Here is a 17,449-nt window from a genome sequence, read left to right as displayed (position 1 = left end):
TGGATTTGGATTTAACACACCAAAAATATGCTAATAAGATTAAAAAATAGCTAGCGAAAGGTTAAGGATATAAACAATTGCAAAAACCCCCTTGTAAAAATATACAAAGGGGCTAAACTTTAGACTTATTGACTTTAATTTATGCTTAATTATCCGAAAATATTCTCTGCAAACAGCACCTAAAATTAACGGAATATTCGAGGATTTAAGCGAATGGGGGTTTGCGGTTGGGTTGGACGAATTGTTGCTGCTGGTTTTCGCAGGCTGGTGGCGGTTCCGCCGTCTTTGGGGTCGAGGTAAGGTTTGAGATTGATGCCATTTTTAGTTGCAGTCACTGGCTTTTTGCTACCGCCGAAAATGGTGCGACCTAAGTTGTATAGTTCGCTGGTTCCTCCCTGACGGCTATTCCGATAAGTGCTGACTGCTGTGGTTTGTTGTCCACTGTCAGCAGTAGTCAAATTTTGGAATACGCTATTGCGGACGGCGATGGGGTCTTTGTTCCGAGGAACTGTCAGCACAATGCGACAGCCGGTGTTAGCTTCGGTTGTGACACAGATGATGTTTTCGTTATTTTCAAAAGCTGTTTGCAGTTCTTGCAAGCCATCTGGGCGATATAATTCTAGGCGAGAGGCGATCGCTTGACAACGCTTTTGTGCATCCCAACCACCACCCAAGGTTGTCGGTGCCGCCCAGGGGTAAAATTGACCTGGTTGGCTTTGGGGCTGATACATGACGGTGTACTGGCCATTGTTATTCTGACAGCTAAACCGAGTTGCACTGTCAACGGTGGTGGATGTCGGAATGGTTGATGAGTCTGTTGATGTGCCTGTGGGGACTACAACACTACCAGAATTATCAACTTGGGCAAATGCCACGGAATTGCCTAGGAATAAAGATAAACCTAGACTGCTCAAAAATACAAACTTCAGCGGTTGTAATGACATAAATTTAGCCTTCACTGGAAATCCCTAGGGACATTGATAGTTCTAGTGACGCAAAATTTTGGTTTTTGATTCATTCACCAGGTTCCTTTTTTTCCTCTTGTTCTTTTTTCTCTTTCAGTAGCTGTTTAACCTGTGCTTTAATTTGTGTATGTCGCTCTACTCCTTCGTAGGCGTAGCGGTTGTAGCTATTGCGAGTAATCAGGTTTTCTAAATAATTAACGCGATCGCTACCGCCAGGGTGAGAAGATAACCAAGGGGGAGGAGCATTTTTTTGTTGTTTATCTAGTGTCACCATTAAGTTACGCAAGCCATCAGCAGCGTAGCCTGTGCTGACAATCAACCTTGTACCTAATGTATCTGCCTGTTTTTCCATATCGCGGCTGTAACTGAATGCAAACAGTTGACCGATGGTGCCGCCGAGGGGTAGATATTGGGTAACGTTAGAGATCAGGTTGCCTTGGGTGGCTAATTGGAAACCGTGGGATAACACGACGTGGGATAATTCGTGACCGATTAAGCCGGCTAATTCGGCTTCTGAGTTGGCTTTAGCGATCGCACCGGCATTAATGAAAATTTTACCTCCAGGCAGCGCAAAGGCGTTAAGTCCTTCCTCGGCGATGACAAAGAACTCATAATTAAACTCATCACGTCCGGCTGCTTTCACCAGTTTTTGACCGATGTCATTGACATAAGCCAATATCTGATCGTCTAAAATTAACTCCAGTTGTTTTTTCGCCTGTTTAGACACCGATTCACCGATGGCTTTTTCACCCTGTAGCAGCATGATGCTGGAATCAAGGGCCGAAAAGGGGCCGAGTAGACTACCAGTGAGGGCGTAACCGACAGCGCCGGTGATAATGTTAGCGAGGGCATTACCTCTAATTTCTTCTTTGATATAAGATTTATAGCGTTTGAGATTGTCTTCTGCTAACTTGGTAAACTCAGGTGCTTGGGGGTCTTGAGGGTTGAGAATGGCAAATTGACGCGCAGCTATTGAGGCTTCCATCCATTTTTTAGCATCTGCCAGAGATGTAACTCTGGCTTTAACTAATTCTGGTTGATTGGGATAAAGAGAAACCGCCCGTTCTAAAATATCTATTGCTTCTGTGTTGCGATCGTATTTTTTCAGTTCTTGAGCAAATCGGATATAACCAGGGATAAATTCAGGAGACTGTTCAACCAAAAGTCGCAGAGGTACTAAAGTTCTGGTTTGCAACTTCTTTTCTATCCCCGCCTCTGATTCCCGCCAGTATACCTTACCTGCTGGGGATAGTTGCGTGGGGTCAACTATTGCCGTTTTGCGTTCTTGAGGTGCGCTAGTTTCCGCAACAGGTGCTTTCACCTGACGATAAATTTTTTCGGCTTCGGCGGTTTGTCCCGCCAAATAAAGTTTATCCGCTTCCATCAGTTTTTGCTGACGCGCAAGTTCTTCAGGACTGGGTTCAGGTTCCTTACTTTCTGGTGTAGCACTAGGCTTTGGTTCAGATTCTGTTGTTGGTGCTGGTGTTTCCTGACTTACAGCAGGTGCTTGTGCGGGAACTGGTGCGATCGGTTGCGTTAGGATAATCACAATTGATGTCCCAACAGACAGTAATAGCCAGTTCAAGGATAGCAGCAGAGATTTCCAAGTTCGTTTCATGCTGGGGTCTAACTATGCAAAAAGCTATTTTTTCAATGCTATGAGCAACGACCCACAACCGCCTAGAGCAAAAGTTATCTTTATTACCCGATTTCTATAAATTATCAAATAATCTTAACAAGTAGGGTGCGTTCCCTAACGCACCATTTTGATAACTAAAACCCCACCTTTAACCCCTCTTATCGTTCGTACTTGGTGAAAGGTTTAATTTTACGTCTTGTATATTCTTCTATACGCTCAATACATTCTTGAATATTACTCAAATATAAACGCAATATTGAGTATTTCTTCACGAAATGGTAGTAATAATTCTTCAATTAGCATAATTTAGTTGCTATATTGAATTTACTGATTATCTTCTCGTAACTGACATTTCATATATTTTATCCCATTTACCCAAACATGAGATAAATCATCAGTAATATCATATTTGGTAAATCAGATATTTAAAAGATTCCCGACTTCTTAGAGAAGTTGGGAATCTGAGGTTTTCAATTTTCATCAAAAGAGATTCAAATAATTAGTAGGGACACAGATTGCTGTGTCCCTAGGATAATCTGTGGTGTTTAAACCAATAGATTGGGAGTGATTACGGCTAAAACTCCACCTACTGCTGAGGCTACTAGAGAGACAACAGCGGCGTTAAATAACCACCAAGCAGCATCTGCAACGGCTTTTTTGCTGTCAATTGCTTGCTTTTTCGCTTGTTCTCTAATCGCTCTGAGTCTTCTTTGGGTTTCTTGCTGGATGCGTTCGGCTCGGTGTAATACGCTATCTCGTGCAGATTCGATGCGATTGATAATCTGATTGGCTTGCTCTTCGGAGATATCTGAACGCGAACTGAGGAGAGCAACTAAGGTATCACGGTCAAATTGTGAAAGGCGATCGCGCAATGCTTCAAATCCGGCTTGCGGATCATCAAATATTTTCGCAACATCTTGCTGAATCCCTTCATAACTGAGTTCGGGACGCTCCAGAGAGTTGAGATAGTCGCGAACCTTGTCGAAAGTTCTGTCAACTAGCGATCGCACTCTTCGTTGAATCTCTTGGTATTGTTCGACAATCGAATGACGCACAGAGTCGATTTGGTCTACAATGCGGTTAGCTTCTGCTTCTGAGATATCCTCACGTCCAGAAAGCAGCGCCACCAAGGTATTACGGTCGAAGTGAGAAACGCGATCGCTTAAACTACCAATACCCGCGCGGGGTGAAGACAGCAACAATTGCAAATCGCGCTTGATACCTTCAGGATTAAGTTCTTCCTTGTTGGTATTGCGGAGGTAGTTTTCTAGATTTGCTTCAAACTCAACCACTCGTTGGCTGGTGCGTTGCGCTAAACGTTGGGGTGCTTTAACAATATTAGCGATCGCTTGTTGAACCGAGTCGATGATTTGGTTAACTTGCTCTTCACTCAAATCTTCCCGCTGACTGAGTAGTTTAACTAAAGTTTCCCGGTCGAATTGCGATAAGCGATCGCGTAATGCTAAAGTCCCTTGTCTGGGGTCACTCAGCAACTTTTGCAAATCTTCCTGGATACCTTCTGGGTTGAGTTCTTCCAAGTTGGTACTCCGCAGATATTCAGCAATAGCTGAAGTTGTTTGTGCATACTGCTCTTTCGCCTTATCTGCAACTTTTTGTGGCGCTTGGAGAATATTATCTCGCACCTCTTCCAAAGCGTCTAGAGTTTGGTTGACTTGTTCTTCACTTAAATCTTGACGCTGACTCAAAAATTGTACCAGAGTATCCCTGTCAAATTGCGATAAGCGAGAACGAAAAAGAGTTATTCCCACTTGCGGATCTTCCACCAGAATGCGAAAATCACGCTTAATAGCATCGGGATTAAGTTCTTCTTTGTTAGTATTCCGCAGATAATCTTCTATCCGTTGACGCAATTCATCAGCTTTAGTTCTTGCTTGTTCTTGCAATTCTCTAGCACGATTGATCAAATTATCACGAGTGCTTTCGAGTTGACCAACAATATTATTAGCTTCTTCTTCGCTGATATCTTGGCGTTGCTGAAGTAATTGTACAAAACTATCCCGGTCAAACTCACCCAAGCGATTCTGTAAATCTTCAAAACCAGCTTCTGGGTCTTCCAACAAAGTACTAAAATCGCGCTGAATACCTTCTGGATTCAATTCTTCCTTACCAGTATTCCGCAAATAATCTTCAACTCTACTGCGAAGGTCTTGAGATTTTTCCTGTCCTTCTGCCTGCTGAACAACTTGTAAAACTTCTTGACGAATGCCTTCTAATTGTTCGGCAATTTCTTTAATTCTGTCTTCGCTGAGGTCACCCCGTTGTTTCAGCAAATTAGCAAAGTAATCTTGATTGATTTCTTCCAACTGACGTCGCGCCGTTCTAGCGTCTGCATTTGGGTCATAAATGACTTCTCTGAATTCATCTTGAACCGTAATCCGGTTGAAGTGCCAAGGAAAAGAATTGAGAATATACTCTTCTACATCTGTTTTAATCGTATTCTCAGGTTGTGTTGGTAATTTACCAGCTAATTGAGTACGAATCTTACTCGTTTGCTCAGTTGTTTTATTAGCAAAATCTTTCAGTTGACGAATAATTCTATCGATATCAACATCTTGAACCTTACCGCCAAGCTTTTTCAATTCAGTTGAGATTTCTTGAACATTGACATCAGAAATGTTAACCCTCTCTAACACTGCTGCCCCAGCAGCACCCAAGCCATATTTAATAGCTTGATTCACGATACCATTAGTTTGCTTGCCATTACCGCCACCCACAGTTATCAGTTGTTGAAGCCTTTCACTTAACTTTTCTGAAGTTAATTCTTCTGGACTAGCAGACTTCAGCAAATTTAGGACTTTCTCTGTTGGATTTTGGCGATTCAAAACTTGCTTCCAAGCATCTTCTAGTTGGTCGGCAATTTGATTTACCTCTTCTTTAGACAAGTCTGTGCGACTGCTAGCTAAATCAACAAAAGTCTGGCGGTTGACATTTTTGAGTAATTCACTATCGCCAATATCCCGCAAATTTACATCTTTTAAAAGCTGGTCAAATTGACTCCTAATTTGTTTGACATCTAGTTTTGGTAACTCTAGAGACTTCAAAGAAGTTTGCAGGGTATTTCTAATACCGTCAGCGTCAAAACCTGAAGTTAATTCTCGACGAACTGCGGCGGTAATTTCTTCAGCCGTAGAAACCATTTGTCTTTGAGTAGCACTAGCACCAAGAGCAGTAGTTGCTGTACCCAGCAAATTTTGAATGCCAGAAGTTACAGTGCTAACAAAAGAACCAACGAAAGAGCCTAAAGCACTGGAACCCAGCCACATGATGACTGTGAAGTAGCTAGACCAAATAACTACACCGATAATTGCTCCCAAAGCAGCACTTTCGATTAAGCTAATTTTCACCGCTAGAAAACAAGCGATAAATAATGCAACGCTGGAAGTAACAAGTGCCCAAGTACCAACTTTTGCTTCAGCTTTGCGAATTGTGCCTCCCAATGTTTCGGCATCATCGTCATCAGAATATGCACCAGTTCCGATGGCGGAAATTCCCAAAGCCAAGGAAAGATTAGTTAATAATAATTGAAAGGCAAACGCCATGACTATTCCACATAGCAATGCCACCAAAAATTTGGTACTAGAAAAAACATAAGGTGCTTGTTCTAGTGTGAAAATCTCACCAGTCGTTGTTATCGGTGCTAACCCTAATTGTAAAGCGCACCATTTGAAAGGAATTATCGTACTTTGAAAAATCATAGTTTCCTCTTATTACTCATATCCAGAGGTAAATTTAGCAGTTGATGTTAGACTTGTTCACCTGTAAGCCCAATAAGGTTCGGATAAGATCCCCCCATCTTCCGGGGGTAAAAGAGAGTTAAAAGTCCCCCTTGTCCAGGGGGGTTGGGGGGATCTTCGATAGATTCAGACTTTAACCGAGCCGTATTGCCTATAAGCCGACATGAGCAGACAAATTTATTTTAGGAGTTATGATTTTTTTGTCTGCTTCGGTTGTTAGGTGATTAAAATCTGGCTGGTTTTAGTCGAATTTTAGTTTGTGATCCCATACACAGATTAACTTCATTTTTTCTCTAAAGTCTTCTACCATTCGATACATAGGGTTCTATGCTGGAAGATGAATATATTTATCTGGCGACCAGTTACTCAGTATTAATTTTTAGATTGAGAGATAGGGGATTTCCAGGAAATAAATTATCCATCTTGTGGGGTGGGCTTCTAGCCCGCCCGGAATATTGTAAGTGTGGGGACACCCATCCCACAAGAAAATTTGGGATGTTTTTTTTATTTGGAAGTCCCTAGCAACACTACCCAGCAATGCTGGGTTTTTTCTGTTGCTTAAGGTCTTCCCAAAGAATACCTGTATATCTGTTTTTGAATGATTACTATTGCCCTTGGCTACTTGTAATCACTGGTATTACAGCCGCAAAGCCTATCTATCCAACCTGAAATCATGCCAGATAATGCAATGCCGATTAAGGTTGTTAATTGACAATATGTTGATCTATTTCCAGCTTAGACTAATATTGCTGAATTTTTATCCATAAATTGGGAACTTTCTTCTTATCTGGCTTAAGTCAGACATTTAGCTAAATCGTAACTCAATCCGTAGAATGATGATTTACAAGCAATTTTTTGTAAATCTTATGACATCAGTTTATTACCAAGAGGTTTCATTTATGGCTATCAATCGTGTAGGAATAGCATCTGTTGTTGGTGTTGGCTTGCTTATGTTCGGTGTTCCAGCTATCACAATCAGCCAACCGGCAGCGGCAGAGGAAACAACAAATCAAGCCACCTTCGACAATCTCATAGCTGCTCTCAACAACGTCACCATTGAGATTCAGGATTTGAGCATTCTAAATAATCTCACCCTTAGCCAGGTGAAGCTGGTTAATGTTGAGGATCTACTCAATAACGATAATGTAGAAGCTTTTAATAATGCCCTGAATAAAAACACTGTTCAGATCGTCACATTACGCAATGTTCTTAATAGTAATCAGGTGATTAAGAATGTGCTGAACAGCAACAATATCAATATCGGTCAAGTAGTTGCCATTAACGTTCTCAGCGGTGGTGACGTCATTGTCTTCTACAAATAGTTAGAGTTTATATCATGTCCGGTTGAATACTTATCATATCTGTGAGGGCTGGTAATGGGTAATGGGTAATTGGGAAAAAGGGAAAAAGGAAAACAGCAATTACCAACAAGGCCAAACTTATTATAAGTAATTAACCGGACTTGATATTAGACGACAATGTAGAGACGTTGCATACAACGTCTCTGCAAGATATGTATTCCATTCACATTCCCAGCGCTGTCAGGTTATTTCTCAGGGTTTTAGCCGTGGGAATGTCAGCAGTAGTAATTAATAACTCACTGTTGCCAGCGAGTTATTAAATTTATCTCGATATCTAACTTTGCATTACCGCATCTAACAGCATCCCAGCACCAAAGCGCACTGGATCTGTGCAGGGTAGACCGGTTTCTGATGTTGTTTGCGCGATCGCATCCCGCGCCCTTTCCTCATCCAAATCCCTGGTGTTCAAAGCTATAGCCACCACAGGCACAGGTGCAAAAGCGCCCCCCGCACCAGCCACAGCTTCATATAGCCGAATTACCTCTGGTAATGGGGGAATCAAGACATGGGGAAAATTCCGCACATGAACCTGTCCGGCCCGATGTACTAGCACCAGTTGCGTGGGTTGGGAACCACGAATCAGGGGTAAAGTGGCTGTTGAACCAGGGTGCAGCAGTGAACCTTGTCCTTCAATGTGTAAGATGTCGTAGTTCTTACCAAAGCGCATAATAGTCTGTTCTACAGCACCGGCAGCAAAATCTACCCGCACAGCATCTAAAGCGACACCATCCCCTTCTAACATCAAACCAGTTTGACCGGTTGCCAGAAACTTAGAACGCCAACCACGCAACTTTGATGCCCAATGCATTTCTAAGCTAGTTGACATTTTACCGATCGCCATATCGGTGCCCACAGTCAACACCCGCCGACAAGGCAGAGTGCGGGCCATGGCCGTTGCCACATCTAAATTAGGTGGTTCTTTCCGCACATCCCAAATTAATTGCCCTGGTTTCAGCAATGCTTTTAACTCAGGTATATTTCCCAAGGGAGTGTGTAAACCATTCACCAAAGACATCCCAGCTTCTAGGGCATCTTTGAGTTCAGGCCAGTAATCATCTGGTACAGCACCACCTTTCGGGGCAATGCCAATTACCAAAACTTCCGGCTTATACTCCAAAGCTGCGGCTACCGATGCCACAATCGGCACATCACGCTTGATACCTGTTAACTCTGGCAAAGATTGGCCCACACACTCGCGGTCAATGACTGCAACAATCGGGGCGTCGCTGTAGCGTAAAACTGATAAACCAGTTTTGCCAGAAACCCCACTAACACCTTCATGCAGCAGAATAGCTATTTTTTGATTAAGCGGCAGACGCACTGTATTGCACCCCCAAACCCGGTAAATTGTTTGGTAAAACTCTTCCTTCTTGCACCAATGCACCTATAAAAGGGTCATCGATTAAATTCAGGTGACTGTCTAAATCTAGATAATCAGCTAGTGGCGCCAGTTGGGCCGCCGCTGTATTCGCTAGGGAACTATCAGAATAGCAGCCGAACATCACTTGCAACCCATAAGCCCGCGCTGTATGTACCATCCGCATGGCTTCACTTAAACCCCCTGATTTCATCAGCTTGATATTAATGCCATCCACATAATTTGCCAAATGGGGAATATCGGAACTTGTAAAGCAACTTTCATCAACAAAAATGGGTAAAGGTGAATCTTTCTTGAGTGTTGCTAAATCTATTTCCTGACCTCGTGGTAGTGGCTGTTCTACATACTTGACACCAATATCAGCCAGCCAATGGCACATCTCCGTGGCATCACCCAAACTCCAACCCCCGTTTGCATCCACAAATAATTCTGTTTCTGCTGCTTCGGCAATGACCGCTGCGAGCATTTTCCGGTCTGCATCTATGCCATTGGGACTGCCTAACTTCACCTTGAAAAGCCGCACATCCATAAATTGCAACCAGTCCCGCACCCTAGCCGCTGCCCCTTCAGGGGAATTAATGCCAATTGTCACCGAAGTCGGGACAATCGCATCACCATCAAGTCCCCAGATTTGCCACAATGGTAGCCCCACCAGCTTACCCAGCCAGTCGTGCATCGCCATATCTAGCGCCGCCCTGACAGATGAAGGAACCTGATTTTGTGCTAATACTTGCTCAACTTGCTGCCGTTCCCAAGGACTAAAAGCTTGCAACAGCGGCGCAATTTGCTGTAAAGCAGTTTTAATGGTATCAGTGGTTTGTCGATGATTGCCCACACCAAACGGCGATGCTTCCCCCCAGCCTTCGATACCAGCTTGAAAAATTTTTACCCATACATTCGTCGTCTGTGCCGTTGTTCCCCGGCTAATTGTCAATGGAAACCGTTTATTAACTGTAAATAATGTGAAACCTATCTGCATAATTATGCTGAATACCAGGGTCAAAAACCGTGTGATTTCAAAGTTTAGATGATTCTAATGCATCTGTTATACTTTTTACACTTGCTTTTTAAATTATTTTTTTATACAAACTGCATCGGTTACCTAGTCTATGAATAACTTAAAAAAATGGAAAACTATCAAATCAAAAATGGTCTTAGATCATCACTGGTGTAAGGTAAGACAAGATGAAATAGAATTACCTAACGGGAAAATTATAGATGATTATTTTGTTTGTATTAAACCAGATATAGCCTTGATTTTACCCATCACCAGTAGTCGAGAGATAGTTTTTGTCCGCCAATACAGACACGCCGTCGGTGAATTTTTCTTAGAACTCCCAGCAGGAAGTTTCAATCCAACTAAAGAAAGCGCCCAAACAGCAGCAATAAGAGAATTAGCAGAAGAAACTGGTTATATTGCCCAAGATGTCATAAAAATCGGCACACTTTACGACAAACCCAGCAAAGACACCAATCAAATACATTTATTTCTCGCCGAAAATGTCAGCAAAGCGGGAGAGCAAAACCTAGATATTACAGAAGAAATTGAAGTTGTTTTAATTCCTATAGAATCAGTTTTAGATAAAATTGCTCAAGGCGAAATCTCTGTAGCTGGAACTGTAGCGGCTCTTTTCTTAGGCTTAAATTTTCTCATGAAAAAAGAGTATGATTTTTCTCAATCTGTCAAGAATCCGTACATTAAAAAGGTTAAGAATTAAGTAAATCACCCATAACGTAGAGACGTTGCATGCAACGTCTCTACATTGGTTAGTCAATTAAATGGACATCATATTAATGATAGAAGTCAACATTGAAGTTTAACTTTAAGTTTTCACCTGGCAAATTGCTGCAAGATGTAAGCGTAAAAAGCCGCTTTATCAACTTGATCCATTGCCGAAATTTTCCGCCCACCAGCAACTACTTTAGTCCGTCCTTGACTCAAACCAGTGGTGATAATTTCCGTTTCCCATTCGCGCAATTGATAATATTCTGGATGTCCCAAATAAGCTGTTGCCAAAACATCCCAAAAATAATAATCTTGAGGAATAACTAACGCATAACATTGTCCCGCCAAATCAGAAAGGGGGTATTGACGTTGTTTTCCCATTTTTTGCACTAACTCAGATGTCACTGGCACATTGTTAGTTAAATCTAAAGGACACATAATAATTTCAATCTGAGTTTTCCATACCTGCGCTGCGGAAACTGCATCCCAATAAACATTCCATTCGGCTGAACCATCTTGTCCAGGTTCGAGACTTTTCTCTACATTTCCCGGAACATTTAACGCCCCCCCCATCCAAACAATTTTTTGAATTTTCGCTTCAATTTCTGGCGCTTTTTCTAAAGCTACTGCTACTGTAGTTAATGGCCCAGTTACCATCAACGTTACTGGTGCAGACGCTTGACGTAACACCCGCACCATAAAATCTTGCCCTGTTTCTGCAACCAGAGGTGTATTAATAATTTCACTTTGATTGAGAATGGGGAGATGATCAACAATAAAGGAATCGCGGCGATAAAGACGGGGGAAGGGATTAATACCGCGCACAGTACTTTCTGCCACCGGGATCTGAGAAAATCCCATCAAATCAATGATTTTGCGTGTAGCGCTAACAGATGGTTGAATATAGCAATCAGCGGGAGTGACAACAACGCCGAGAAGTTCGATATGATCCATTGTCAACAGCAGCATAGTTGCTAGATAATCATCTACACCGCCATCATGATCTAATAGTACGAGTTGTTTTTTCATATTAGGAGAATAGAGAAATGGACGAATTTATGCAAGCTGCAATTACCGAAGCCCAACAAGGCAGACAAGAAGGGGGAATTCCCATTGGTTCCATTCTCGTCAAAGATGGCAAAATTCTCGGCAGAGGACACAATAAACGTGTGCAAGATGGTGATCCTGTTACCCATGCCGAAATCGATTGTCTCCGCAATGCTGGCAGAATTGGCAGCTACAAAGGTACAACTCTCTATTCAACCTTAATGCCGTGCTATTTGTGCGCTGGTGCTGTGGTGCAATTTGGCATTAAAAAAGTTATTGCTGGGGAATCGAGAACTTTTCCCGGTGCTAAAGATTTTATGGTATCCCACGGTGTGGAAGTAATTGATCTCAATCTTGATGAATGCGCACAGATGATGAGTGAATTTATTACAGAGAAACCAGAACTCTGGAATGAGGATATTGGTAAATAACAATTCAAAATTCAAAATTCAAAATTCAAAATTCAAAATTAATGATCTAGAGACGTTGCATGCAACGTCTCTACATTTTGAGAGATGTAGTTCAAATAGATGAAAACTGCTGTAATCCTTTTTGCCGAAGAAAGGCATCAAAGGTAGACTTGTCGGGTAGCGAAGTTTGTGCGCCTTGTTTTGTTGTTGCTAAAGCACCCGCTGCTGCACCCCAAACAACCGCCTGATGTAAAGAAAGTCCGGCGGTAAGTGCTGCTGCTAAACCACCGTTAAAAGCATCACCAGCGGCGACTGTGTCAACGGCTTGAACTGGGAACGCTCTTAGAAAAAAACTTTCTTCAGCGGTGGCACAGTAAACGCCTTTTGCACCCAATTTAGCGATCGCGCATTTCACCCCCCTTTGTAATAAAATCGCAGTAGCCTGAGCTGCTGTTTCTTCCCCATCCACCGCAAAACCCACCAACTGCCCCGCCTCAACCTCATTTGGTGTGATAATATCCACTAACGGGTAAAGTTCCTCTGGTAAATGCGATCGCGCCGGTGCTGGGTCGAGAATTACTGTTATATTGGCATTACGTGCCGCTTGGGCAGCTGCCACCACCGCCGCCATCGGAATTTCTAGCTGTAAAAGTATTGCTGTCGCTGTTGGTAATAACCGAGATAATCGTTCTACATCTTCTTGATTAACTCTCCCATTTGCACCGGGAACAACAACGATTTGATTTTCACCATGATGATCTACGTTGATGATAGCAACTCCAGAACTCACGCTTTCATCAACTAAGATATTATCAGTTTGTACACCCGATGCTTGCAAATTGCTAACCAGTTCTTCACCAAAACTATCTGCACCAACACGTCCGACAATTTGAGTAGGAATTCCCAACCGCGCTAATGCTACCGCTTGATTTGCACCTTTCCCTCCCGGTACTTTCAAAAAACTTTCTCCTAATAGGGTTTCGCCGGCAACTGGTAAGCTCTTGGCTGTGGCGACTAAATCTATATTGATACTACCAAAGACGATTATTGTCATAATATTAATTCTGTTGAAACGCTAAGGTTCGCTCTCTTGATAATTTTATCTGTGTTCCTCTTCCTTTAAATTTAGCTTGATTTTCATTAGGGATTTCCAAGAAATAAATTACCCAATCTTGTGGGACGGGCCGGAAAGCCCGTCCCACAAGAAAATTTGGAGTGTCTCAGGGGATGTCTGAAAAGTATCAAAATTGATCGAGATCCCCCCTAACCCCCCTTTTTAAGGGGGGAACAAGAGTCAAAGTCCCCTTTTTTAAGGGGAGCCAGCGCGGTCTTGGGGGTCTCCACGCCACATGCTTCAAGTCGGCGGAGCCGCCCAACGCAGTGGCTCCCCATGAGCGACTGGCGTGGATTTAGGGGGATCTACCAGTGTTTGATTTATCACTAACAACTTCTCAGACATCCTCTCAGCGGATGCGATCGCACCGCGCCATCGCCTTTTAAACCTCCAGCAAATTTCTTTTAAGGTCAGAAATTACCCGTTTTATGGCAGAAAAGCGAAAAAATAGGAAAATAACGATGATTCGCTCCTTTTATACTACGGTGAGACAGCAGCTAGAAAATTGACAGGCGTTCGCCAAAACGCTATACCAGATTTCAGAATTCATCATTGCCAGCATTTGTCTTATGCCTAGTGTTGAACCTGAAGCAATCCGCGAGCATCGCATTAAAACAGAAATAATTGTCGATGCTGATGATAAAGAAGAACGGGCCATGGGTTGGTACTACTACCTCGATGACACTCTCAACGTTCCTTTTCTAGCTAAGTGGAAAAAGAAGGGACGCAAATCAACCGCCGCCGTTGAGGAGAAACAAGTTGAAGTGCTAGGAATGGCACCGGAGGATGAGTGTTTAAAAGATATGTTGGTGGAAGTGGTTTATCCAGATGGTAAAGATGAAGATGTGTTTACTGCCAAGCTATCGGAAATAGAAGCAATTGATGCTGATAGCGAAACCCAAGAAGCGCTTGCAGACTGGCAATATTGGCTCGCTAGAGGCTACAAATTCTAAAAAATCAGTTTTAGGTCAAATGGCGAATAATCCGGCAGGGATTACCCGCAGCAACGACATTTGCAGGTATATCTTTAACAACTACACTACCAGCCCCGATGCTTGAATGATCACCAATGGTTACGCCTGGACAAACGATCGCACCGCCACCAATCCAGACGTTATTACCAATTGTTATCGGGGCTGCTAGTTCTTTCCCTGTCAGGCGAATTTCCGGTTCTGTCGGGTGATAAGCTGTGTAAATCTGCACATAGGGTGCTAGTAAGACATTGTCTCCAATGTTAACTATGTTGCAGTCTAAAATCACGCAGCCATAATTAATATATGAGTTGTCACCAGCATAAATATTACTGCCATAGTCGCAGTGAAAAGGCGGTACAATCGTTACTTTTTGCCCAATTTTGGCGAATAATTCTTGTAGGATTTGCCAGCGATTTTTTTGCTGTTCTCCCGTAGTTGCATTGTATCTTTTTAGCAGAAGCCCAGCACGCAGATGTTCGGCAGCTAATTCCGGATCTGTTGCCAAATATAACTCACCTGCGAGCATTTTCTGCTTTTCTGTTTTCGCCATGTCAGAATTTAAGGGTTTCAGCATCTGCTTTAACTCACGTCATAACATAACCCAGTTGTGCATATAATTTCAATGTTCATGTTCTCGCAGAACAGATAAATCACCCACTCACAGCTTTGACCCCAGAAGAACTAAAACGACTTGAAGCGAACCTTTGGCAGAGTGCCGATACCATGCGGGCAAACTCTGACTTGAAATCTAGTGAGTATTCAACGCCCGTGATGGGGTTAATATTTCTCAAGTTTGCCGATAACAAGTATCGTCAGTATGCGGCAGAGATCCAGCAAGAATATGAAGCACTCAAAGGAACTCGCAGAGAAAAGGCGATCGCCGAAATTGCCATTGAGAAGTGTGGGTTTTATCTGCCAGATCATGCCCGCTATGACTATTTGCTAAAGCTATATTTTTACTCAGGTTGACCGCGCACATCGGGAGTTTTCCACAGAACAAATTAGTAATATTGCGATTATCAGCCATTTGCGCCGGGGTAAAAGCCATCGCTTTATTGAACTGATTAATAATTATTTTCAGCAAGGGATGGTGAAGCTAAGAGAGAATCAAGCACAGGTGCAGCAAGTTTCCCAGCAGCTAATCACTGTATTGAATGATGGAACGGATGATGTTAAAGCTAGGAAAGCGGCTGTTGATTTTCTCAATTTGTGGGATGATTTGCCAGATTTAGAAATTCAGTATCAAGGTTATTTAGATAAATACAATTTCCCCGAAATAAATATAGATATACAAAATCAAGTACAGCAAGAACTCAGCGCGGCATTTAAACCATTTTTTGATGACATCCATCTGGGATTGAAGCAGCTTGATAAAACTATCCGCGCCCATGAAACAGCTTTAGCAGAAAAGGCAAAGGAAGAGAGGAAACGGGGACAGATTGACAAGCAAGTTAAGACACTCAAAGCCACGCTGGAAACCCTGCATACAGATGTAAAATCGGCGGAATCATTTTTTATCCACATTCGCTGGTTACAGGAACGCTTCCCGAAGGCAGAATATGAGGATGTGACGGGGTTGTGTAAGTTGGCGACTCCAGCAGATGTGAAGGAACAGGATTATTCCCTAAATCCTGGGCGGTATGTGGGGGTGGTGATTGAGGAAGATGGGAAGACTGAGGAGGAGTTTATTGAGGAGATTTTGAGTTTAAATCAGGAGTTGGAAAAGCTAAATCAAGAGGCGCATTTGTTAGAGGGGATTATTGCTCATAATGTGCGAGAGGTAGCAGGGGATTTATGAGTGATTGGGAAATTATACAGATAAATGACCTAGTAAAAGAAAATCAGGCTGAACTGCAAACTGGGCCTTTTGGAACTCAGCTCAAAGCTAGTGAATATATTGCTAATGGTATACCAGTAATAAATGTGAGAAATATAGGTTATGGATCACTCACAGATGCAAAGCTTGAATTCCTAGATGATAAAACTGCTGAAAGATTAAAAGTACATAGGTTAGTTCTAGATGATATTGTCTTTGGTAGAAAAGGTGCTGTTGATAGACATATTCTAATTACAAAGAAAAGCGAACAATGGATACAAGGTTCTGATTGTTTAAGATTAAGAATCAAATCTAATAAATTGTCTACTAAATTCCTTTCGTATTATTTCACTACTAACGCTCATAAATATTGGATGGAAGCTCAAGGTTCTTTTGGCGCAACGATGAGTTCACTGAACCAAGATATTGTCAAGCGCATAAATATTCCTATTCCTCCGCTTCCTGTTCAGAAAAAGATTGCGGCGATACTTTCTGCTTATGATGACCTGATTGAAAACAATAATCGCCGTATTGCCATATTAGAAAAAATGGCTGAGGAAATCTACCGCGAGTGGTTTGTCCGTCTGCGGTTTCCGGGTCATGAACAGGTTAAGTTTCATAAAGGCATCCCGGAGGGTTGGGAATCGGTAAAAATTGAAGCTATCTGCAAAGAGATTCGTAATGGAGTTAAAATCAAAAATCTTGATGGAAGTACAAAGTATTTAGGCTTAGAAAATTTACCAAGAGAATCAATATTAATTAAAGATTTTAATACTGCTGATTCTGTTCAAAGTGATAAACTTTTGTTTAAGGAGAGAGATATTTTATTTGGAAAAATTAGACCATATTTACATAAAATGGCTTTAGCTAATTTTTCTGGGGCTTGTTCATCAGATACAATAGTTATAAGACCAAAACTAAATGAATATGAAGGATTTATATTATTTACTATATTTAGTGATACTTTCATAGTATTAGCCACAATCTCCTCAAAAGGCACAAAAATGCCCCGCGCCGATTGGGATTTTTTAAAGAAATTACAGATTATATTACCAGAAACAAAAATACTCACTTCATATCAAAAAAAATTTGATGCTTTGTTCTCATTGATGTGTAAATGTAGTAATTCAAACGAAATTCTCAAACAAACACGCGATCGCCTTCTAACTCGTCTCATATCAGGTAAGCTTTCCGTCGAAGACTTAGACATCCAATTTCCGCCCAGCATGACAGAATAATTAGAATAAATCGGTTAAAATTCATG

The 17,449-nt window shown here is 42.1% G+C and carries 15 protein-coding genes; 7 read left to right on the top strand and 8 right to left on the bottom strand.

Annotated features, from left to right (window positions below):
• Nucleotides 1-185 precede the first annotated feature (185 nt).
• From CYLST_RS22795 to CYLST_RS22785, 3 genes are all read right to left on the bottom strand, one after another.
• The gene (locus CYLST_RS22795) at nt 186-944 is read right to left on the bottom strand and encodes a COP23 domain-containing protein (RefSeq protein ID WP_015210098.1); all 759 of its coding nucleotides are present in this window, start codon (nt 942-944) and stop codon (nt 186-188) included.
• Between the two features lie 70 nt (nt 945-1,014).
• Nucleotides 1,015-2,583, bottom strand: coding sequence for a M48 family metalloprotease (locus CYLST_RS22790; RefSeq protein ID WP_015210097.1), 1,569 nt, complete (start codon nt 2,581-2,583; stop codon nt 1,015-1,017).
• A gap of 566 nt (nt 2,584-3,149) precedes the next feature.
• A complete protein-coding gene (locus CYLST_RS22785; RefSeq protein ID WP_015210096.1) occupies nt 3,150-6,320 on the bottom strand; it encodes a hypothetical protein in 3,171 nt (1,056 codons plus the stop codon).
• 938 nt (nt 6,321-7,258) lie between these two features.
• On the opposite strand from CYLST_RS22785, the gene CYLST_RS22780 reads away from it, so the two are divergent.
• On the top strand, nt 7,259-7,681 hold the full coding sequence (locus CYLST_RS22780) for a hypothetical protein (protein ID WP_015210095.1): 423 nt from the start codon (nt 7,259-7,261) through the stop codon (nt 7,679-7,681).
• Nucleotides 7,682-7,994: 313 nt separating this feature from the next.
• Here CYLST_RS22780 and CYLST_RS22775 read toward each other — a convergent pair whose 3' ends face one another.
• Together CYLST_RS22775 and CYLST_RS22770 are read right to left on the bottom strand one after the other, a co-directional pair.
• Nucleotides 7,995-9,041 carry an N-acetyltransferase DgcN family protein gene (locus CYLST_RS22775; protein ID WP_015210094.1) on the bottom strand — a complete coding sequence of 349 codons (1,047 nt, stop codon included), beginning with the start codon at nt 9,039-9,041 and terminating at the stop codon, nt 7,995-7,997.
• A complete protein-coding gene (locus tag CYLST_RS22770) occupies nt 9,025-10,077 on the bottom strand; it encodes a dipeptide epimerase (protein WP_015210093.1) in 1,053 nt (350 codons plus the stop codon). The genes CYLST_RS22775 and CYLST_RS22770 overlap by 17 nt, the downstream gene beginning before the upstream one ends.
• A 130-nt stretch (nt 10,078-10,207) precedes the next feature.
• On the opposite strand from CYLST_RS22770, the gene CYLST_RS22765 reads away from it, so the two are divergent.
• A complete protein-coding gene (locus CYLST_RS22765) occupies nt 10,208-10,816 on the top strand; it encodes an NUDIX hydrolase (RefSeq protein WP_015210092.1) in 609 nt (202 codons plus the stop codon).
• A 113-nt stretch (nt 10,817-10,929) separates the two neighbouring features.
• Here CYLST_RS22765 and CYLST_RS22760 read toward each other — a convergent pair whose 3' ends face one another.
• Nucleotides 10,930-11,853, bottom strand: a complete 924-nt coding sequence (locus CYLST_RS22760; protein ID WP_015210091.1) for a nucleoside hydrolase — start codon at nt 11,851-11,853, stop codon at nt 10,930-10,932.
• A gap of 17 nt (nt 11,854-11,870) precedes the next feature.
• Here CYLST_RS22760 and CYLST_RS22755 point away from each other — a divergent pair, with 17 nt between their 5' ends.
• Complete coding sequence (locus tag CYLST_RS22755) at nt 11,871-12,302, top strand: nucleoside deaminase (protein ID WP_015210090.1); 432 nt, start codon at nt 11,871-11,873, stop codon at nt 12,300-12,302.
• Between the two features lie 91 nt (nt 12,303-12,393).
• On the opposite strand, the gene rbsK is transcribed toward CYLST_RS22755, so the two are convergent.
• Nucleotides 12,394-13,335, bottom strand: a complete 942-nt coding sequence (rbsK, locus tag CYLST_RS22750) for a ribokinase (protein ID WP_015210089.1) — start codon at nt 13,333-13,335, stop codon at nt 12,394-12,396.
• Between the two features lie 629 nt (nt 13,336-13,964).
• Between rbsK and CYLST_RS22745 the strand changes: the two genes are divergently transcribed.
• Entirely contained in the window at nt 13,965-14,348 is a 384-nt protein-coding gene (locus CYLST_RS22745; protein ID WP_015210088.1) for a calcium-binding protein, read from the top strand.
• 10 nt (nt 14,349-14,358) lie between these two features.
• Here CYLST_RS22745 and CYLST_RS22740 read toward each other — a convergent pair whose 3' ends face one another.
• Complete coding sequence (locus CYLST_RS22740; protein WP_041233227.1) at nt 14,359-14,919, bottom strand: sugar O-acetyltransferase; 561 nt, start codon at nt 14,917-14,919, stop codon at nt 14,359-14,361.
• Between the two features lie 116 nt (nt 14,920-15,035).
• Here CYLST_RS22740 and CYLST_RS35570 point away from each other — a divergent pair, with 116 nt between their 5' ends.
• The 3 genes from CYLST_RS35570 to CYLST_RS22725 are packed head-to-tail and all read left to right on the top strand — an operon-like array spanning nt 15,036 to nt 17,423.
• Nucleotides 15,036-15,338 (top strand): type I restriction-modification system subunit M N-terminal domain-containing protein, encoded by a 303-nt coding sequence (locus CYLST_RS35570; RefSeq protein WP_041233226.1) that lies wholly within the window; start codon nt 15,036-15,038, stop codon nt 15,336-15,338.
• Nucleotides 15,339-15,396: 58 nt separating this feature from the next.
• A complete protein-coding gene (locus CYLST_RS22730) occupies nt 15,397-16,167 on the top strand; it encodes a hypothetical protein (RefSeq protein WP_051056146.1) in 771 nt (256 codons plus the stop codon).
• Nucleotides 16,164-17,423 (top strand): restriction endonuclease subunit S, encoded by a 1,260-nt coding sequence (locus CYLST_RS22725; RefSeq protein ID WP_015210086.1) that lies wholly within the window; start codon nt 16,164-16,166, stop codon nt 17,421-17,423. The genes CYLST_RS22730 and CYLST_RS22725 overlap by 4 nt, the downstream gene beginning before the upstream one ends.
• Nucleotides 17,424-17,449: the final 26 nt, after the last annotated feature.

This window comes from Cylindrospermum stagnale PCC 7417 (genome assembly GCF_000317535.1).
In the GTDB taxonomy this organism is placed as follows: Bacteria; Cyanobacteriota; Cyanobacteriia; order Cyanobacteriales; family Nostocaceae; genus Cylindrospermum; species Cylindrospermum stagnale.
Note: the sequence above shows the minus strand (reverse complement) of the source record. Positions and strands in the feature narration are given on the sequence as shown.

Coding starts and splice junctions, on each gene's coding strand:
- CYLST_RS22795 (WP_015210098.1), bottom strand. CDS start 944: ATGTCATTACAACCGCTGAAGTTTGTATTTTTGAGCAGTCTAGGTTTA.
- CYLST_RS22790 (WP_015210097.1), bottom strand. CDS start 2,583: ATGAAACGAACTTGGAAATCTCTGCTGCTATCCTTGAACTGGCTATTA.
- CYLST_RS22785 (WP_015210096.1), bottom strand. CDS start 6,320: ATGATTTTTCAAAGTACGATAATTCCTTTCAAATGGTGCGCTTTACAA.
- CYLST_RS22780 (WP_015210095.1), top strand. CDS start 7,259: ATGGCTATCAATCGTGTAGGAATAGCATCTGTTGTTGGTGTTGGCTTG.
- CYLST_RS22770 (WP_015210093.1), bottom strand. CDS start 10,077: ATGCAGATAGGTTTCACATTATTTACAGTTAATAAACGGTTTCCATTG.
- CYLST_RS22765 (WP_015210092.1), top strand. CDS start 10,208: ATGAATAACTTAAAAAAATGGAAAACTATCAAATCAAAAATGGTCTTA.
- CYLST_RS22760 (WP_015210091.1), bottom strand. CDS start 11,853: ATGAAAAAACAACTCGTACTATTAGATCATGATGGCGGTGTAGATGAT.
- CYLST_RS22755 (WP_015210090.1), top strand. CDS start 11,871: ATGGACGAATTTATGCAAGCTGCAATTACCGAAGCCCAACAAGGCAGA.
- rbsK (WP_015210089.1), bottom strand. CDS start 13,335: ATGACAATAATCGTCTTTGGTAGTATCAATATAGATTTAGTCGCCACA.
- CYLST_RS22745 (WP_015210088.1), top strand. CDS start 13,965: ATGCCTAGTGTTGAACCTGAAGCAATCCGCGAGCATCGCATTAAAACA.
- CYLST_RS22740 (WP_041233227.1), bottom strand. CDS start 14,919: ATGGCGAAAACAGAAAAGCAGAAAATGCTCGCAGGTGAGTTATATTTG.
- CYLST_RS22725 (WP_015210086.1), top strand. CDS start 16,164: ATGAGTGATTGGGAAATTATACAGATAAATGACCTAGTAAAAGAAAAT.